General features: G+C 61.9%; 5 protein-coding genes and 1 tRNA gene. All 6 read right to left on the bottom strand.

The window, feature by feature from the left end; translation table 11 throughout:
- Positions 1-261: 261 nt before the first annotated feature.
- Complete coding sequence (locus BSZ39_RS12125) at positions 262-645, bottom strand: hypothetical protein (protein ID WP_073717580.1); 384 nt, start codon at positions 643-645, stop codon at positions 262-264.
- A 462-nt stretch (positions 646-1,107) separates the two neighbouring features.
- Positions 1,108-1,184 (bottom strand) — tRNA-Pro (locus BSZ39_RS12115).
- Between the two features lie 88 nt (positions 1,185-1,272).
- On the bottom strand, positions 1,273-2,001 hold the full coding sequence (locus BSZ39_RS14370; protein WP_222842959.1) for an MMPL family transporter: 729 nt from the start codon (positions 1,999-2,001) through the stop codon (positions 1,273-1,275).
- Positions 1,961-2,881, bottom strand: coding sequence for an MMPL family transporter (locus BSZ39_RS14365; protein ID WP_073717577.1), 921 nt, complete (start codon positions 2,879-2,881; stop codon positions 1,961-1,963). The genes BSZ39_RS14370 and BSZ39_RS14365 overlap by 41 nt, the downstream gene beginning before the upstream one ends.
- A complete protein-coding gene (locus BSZ39_RS14360) occupies positions 2,841-3,161 on the bottom strand; it encodes a hypothetical protein (RefSeq protein ID WP_222842958.1) in 321 nt (106 codons plus the stop codon). Before BSZ39_RS14360 ends, BSZ39_RS14365 begins: the two co-directional genes overlap by 41 nt.
- Positions 3,162-3,190: 29 nt before the next feature.
- A complete protein-coding gene (gene der / locus BSZ39_RS12100; protein ID WP_073717576.1) occupies positions 3,191-4,666 on the bottom strand; it encodes a ribosome biogenesis GTPase Der in 1,476 nt (491 codons plus the stop codon).
- Positions 4,667-4,818: the final 152 nt, after the last annotated feature.

Raw genomic sequence — 4,818 nt, 5'->3', positions numbered from 1 at the left:
CGACTGAACGTCATGTACGCGATGATGAAAACAGGCACGCTATACGAGCCCCGAATCTCTGCAGCTGCTTGACAACCACCATAGGGACACCCCCCTTTGAGTGGTACCCGCTAACGGAAGGCAAAAATCACACCCCTCTGCCACAGAGTGGGGCATAGATCGAGCAAGAGGATTACTCGGAGGTGAGACGCAAAAGGAAAGACAACTCACTGAGCTCACGCCTGGAGCAACGAAACCCCTGTTCAACAGGGGTTCTTACGCTCACGCAGCAGTTATCAAATCCGACGTCTTTGTCTCGATGTAGATCAGCTTGACGGCACGTGAGTAGCCGTTCTTCAGGAGCTTGAGCACCTGCAGGTTGTCGCCCTCGATCAGGACGTCATGGGCGTCCGCCCAGTGTAGGGAAGCATCCTCATCGGGAATGAGCGTCGCCGTAGTCGGGACACGGGCATCCTGGCGTGCCCGCTCGATACCGGGCCAGCTGAAGGAGAAGGCAGGCTCGACCTCGCCGCCGAGGCCGAGCGCTCCGAGCAAGGCATCGCGGTCAAGTTCCCCGTCGAGGAAGGCACTGGGCACCAGGTCGCGGAGTTGGGCGAGCAGCTCTCCGTGAGCGTCCCGGGTCTCATCCGGCACCGACGGGGTCATCGAGTGACCTCCTGGCGACGGGCGTCACGGTTACGCGTTGTGCTGCTGGGGCCGTGCGACCACCTGGTGCTGAACGTTGTCATGCTGTGCTGGTTCTCCTCCGCGCTGAGGCGCGTCTTAAGTTGTGCTCTCGGGGCGTGTCCTACGCTACCGACGACCACTGACACTGCTATGGCGCCGCGCCGGAGGCGATGCCGAGAGGGGTTTCGCGACGGGGAGCCAGACAGGCTCGACCGAGCGTCACGATCGGCCCCAATTATCTCATGACCGGCCTCTTTCGTGAAGAGCTGCCCGCCGCACCCGCGTCGGCCACGGTGCACTACCTCGCTCAGGCCTCCTGGGCCAGGCACTACCAAACGAAGAAGAAGGGAGCCGCCCACATGGGCGACTCCCTTACTTCGTTGACCCTGGAAGCTCCTCCAAACCCGGCCCATAGGGTCGGTGTTTGCAGTAAGCCTCACCTGGTCGGGCTGGCGGGATTTGAACCCACGACCCCTTGACCCCCAGTCAAGTGCGCTACCAAGCTGCGCCACAGCCCGTAGTTCGATGAGCTCGAACTAACCTAGTTGAGTATAGGGCACCGCGGCGCCCGAACGCGAATCGCGTGCGGCGTGATTCTCGCGAGATCTAGGCGGTCTCGCGTTCCTTGTCAGCAACGTCACCATCGGAGTTGTGGCGTCGTTTCGCGGGCCACCAGATCCACTCCCCTACATCGTGGGTGAAACCACCAACGAGGAGGGTGCGGACGATAAATGTGTCGATGAGAACGCCAAGCGCAACGATAACTGCAAGCTGCAGCATGAAGAGTAAGGGAATCACCGAGAGCACCGCGAATGTCGCCGCGAGGACGAGCCCCGCAGATGTGATGACGCAGCCCGTTGTCGCAAGGGCTTTTCGCAGGGCTTCCTTTGTCCGGTGGTGCATCGATTCTTCGCGCACCCGCGTCATCAGGAAGATCGTGTAGTCGATTCCAAGCGCGACGAAGAATACGAATCCATAAAGCGGGACCCCGGGATCGGCCCCTGGCAGATCGAGCAGGTGGTTGAATGCCAGCGCCGCGAGCCCCATGGTGGCAAGGAATGATAGACAGTTCGCCACGATCAACATCAGCGGCGCTGCCAGTGAGCGCAACAAGATGATGAGCATGATGAAGATGCCTAGCAACGTGACGGGAAAGACCAGCCAAATATCTGCACGTGCCGTGTCTCGCGTCTCGGTCGCCACCTCGAGCATGACTTTGCCGTCGACAACTTTGGCCTTCTGCATCGGGCGGCGGGCCCTGCTCGCCTTGGCCGCCGGCGCCCGGCGGCATTCCTTAGGGCATATCCGCATAGGGTTTGACGTCTTCAACCCCATCCAAATCAGCGATCGCATCGGCGACGCTGGAGGCTTCATCTTCGGTGACGATCACCTGAACCGGCTGGACGGCACCAGCGGGGAAATGATCTTCCAGTACTTGGTTTCCGGAGACTGCGTCGCTGCCACGGATGAGGATATCCGAGTCGGAGGTGCCGTTCGCTTTGAACGTCGGTGCTAGTGCCGACGCCGCGATGAGGAGTAACGCAGTCCCGATCCAGACCATGCGGTCGCGGCGGGCGACGAATCGAGCCACCGCTGACCAGAGCCGATGCTTCTCCCGATGCTCTGAGTCCGTGCGCGGAATCGAGGGCCAGAAGAACCCGCGGGAACGCTTGCCGAGAATCAGCAGCAGTGCGGGCAACAGCGTAAGGGCCGCAAGGAGGGCTGCCACGATTCCGATTGTGGCGATTGGACCGAGAGAGCGGGTGGCAGACAACCCCGAGAGCAGCAGCGCAAGCAGGCCGACAATAACCGTCGCGCCGGAGGCCACAATAGCGGGCGTAGCCCCCTTTAAGGCGGCCACCATCGCGTCACGCGGCAGCTCGTGTTCGCTTAGCGCCTCGCGGTAGCGGGCCACCAACAGCAGCGAGTAGTCGGTCGTTGCGCCGATGACGAGGATCGACGTAATTCCCTGGCTCTGCCCATCCAGGGTCAAGATCTCGTTGGCCGCGAGTTGGTAGACAAGCAGCGCCGCGCCACACAGGGCGAACAGGTCAGTCGCGAGGACCGCAATCGGGAGAATCGGAGAGCGGTAAACGATGAGGAGGATGACCGCCACGACACCTAGCGCGACGAGGAGCAGAAGAAGATCGACTCCGCCGAATGCGCCGACGAGATCAGCAATATAGCCGCCGGGACCCGCGACGTGCAGCTCCATACCAGCAGGAACGTCCGCATCTTTGCTGGCCTATTTCTTCCTTGGTCAGCTCTTGGTCACTAGCGCCGGTGACCAGCACCGGGATTGTGTCCGCTTCCAGGAATTCCCGCGCGGCGGCCGCAGCTCTCGTCGATTCCGCATCAGCGGAAAGGAAACTCGCGGAGTCGTTTTCTTGGACGCTCGATAGTTTTCCCTGAGCCATCCCACCAAATGCGAGGATGACGAGCCAGACGGCGAGAAATACCAGCCGAATCGGCAGTCGTGTGACCACTTTCGGCATGGTGCCCTCCCTACGGCAGTGTCAGGCTCCTATTTTCGTTGACGTCGCTCCCGCACGCGAACGGAGATCTCGATGGGCGTTCCTTCGAATTCGAAATTCTCGCGCAGTTTGCGTTCAATAAACCGACGATACTGATGTTCGATGAAACCTGTCGCAAAGAGGACGAAGCGCGGCGGGCGCGCCGAGATTTGGGTACCGAAGAGGATTCTCGGCTGCTTGCCACCGCGAACTGGGTGCGGATTCGCGGCGGATATCTCGCCCAGGAATGCGTTGAGGCGCCCTGTCGGGATTCGGGTGTCCCACGAGTCGAGTGCGACATCGAGAGCGCGCGTCAGGCGGTTCGTGTGCCACCCTGTCTTGGCCGATAGCCGGATCATCGGCGCCCATTCGATGCGACGAAGTTCCTGTTCGATCTCGCGAGTGAGGAAGAGGCGGCGATCCTCGTCGACCTCATCCCATTTGTTGAAGACGATAACCAGGGCACGACCGGCGTCGATTGCGAGCTGAATGACACGGACGTCCTGCTCGGTCATGGGTTCGGAGGCGTCAACGAGAACGACCGCGACCTCGGCCTTTTCCAGGGCCTGCTGGGTGCGGAGCACGGCGTAGAAATCGGCGCCCTCGGCCTTGTGTACCCGTCGGCGGATGCCGGCGGTATCGACGAACCACCAGTCGCGGCCATCGATCTCGATCAATTCGTCCACTGGGTCACGGGTCGTACCTGCGATCTCGTTGACGACGACGCGCCCCTCCCCCGCCAGTTGGTTCAACAGTGAGGATTTGCCGACGTTGGGACGCCCGACGAGGGCCACGCGGCGCGGACCGTCAGCCGGCAGCGGGTTAGCTACGGCGGAGACCTCCGGCAGGACTTCAAGCAGGGCGTCGAGCAGGTCGCCAGAGCCGCGGCCGTGCAGGCCGGATACCGGGTAGGGCTCCCCGAGTCCAAGCGACCACAGCATAGCGGCGTCGCTTTCTTGGGTGCGTGAATCTACCTTGTTGGCGGCGAGGATCACGGGCTTTCCGCTGCGTCGCAGCATCTGCACGACGCGCTCGTCAGTATCGGTAGCACCGACCGTAGCATCGACCACAAGGATGACGACGTCTGCGCGTTCGACAGCGATTTCGGCCTGCGCGGCAACCGAGGCATCCAAGCCGGCAACATCAACTTCCCACCCGCCGGTGTCGACAAGCGTGAAACGCCTGCCGTTCCACTCAGCCGGGTAGGCGACGCGATCTCGGGTGACTCCGGGCGTGTCCTGGACGACGGCGCCTCGATAGCCGATGATGCGGTTGACGATTGTGGACTTGCCGACGTTGGGACGTCCAACAATTGCGACGACGGGTAGCCCCGCCTCGCCACCGTCTGCGGTCGTTTCGACCTCATCACCGTGCAGGAGTGCTAGGTCATCGGCGTCGAGTTCGTAGTCGTCGAGTGAGGCTCGCAGGGCGCGGGCGCGCGACTCGTCAGACTCGGTCGTCTCAGGGGTAGTGTTCTCGTCGGTCACCCCTTCATCTTCTCACGATGCTAGGAAAGCAAGCGCCGCCGGTATCCTTCGGCCGCTGCGGGTCAAGTCCCTTGTAGTGGTGTAACGGCGTTTTCCTCTCGTTTGGGGTTTTAGCTTGCTAGTGCGGGCGTGTCGGTATCGGTCATGGTCGT

The organism is Bowdeniella nasicola (assembly GCF_001907295.1).
GTDB classification, from domain to species: Bacteria; Actinomycetota; Actinomycetes; order Actinomycetales; family Actinomycetaceae; genus Bowdeniella; species Bowdeniella nasicola.
Note: the sequence above shows the minus strand (reverse complement) of the source record. Positions and strands in the feature narration are given on the sequence as shown.

Excerpts from the sequence above, each read along its gene's own strand:
- BSZ39_RS14370 (WP_222842959.1), bottom strand. The coding sequence starts at position 2,001 with ATGGGGTTGAAGACGTCAAACCCTATGCGGATATGCCCTAAGGAATGC.
- BSZ39_RS14360 (WP_222842958.1), bottom strand. The coding sequence starts at position 3,161 with ATGCCGAAAGTGGTCACACGACTGCCGATTCGGCTGGTATTTCTCGCC.
- BSZ39_RS12125 (WP_073717580.1), bottom strand. The coding sequence starts at position 645 with ATGACCCCGTCGGTGCCGGATGAGACCCGGGACGCTCACGGAGAGCTG.
- BSZ39_RS14365 (WP_073717577.1), bottom strand. The coding sequence starts at position 2,881 with ATGGAGCTGCACGTCGCGGGTCCCGGCGGCTATATTGCTGATCTCGTC.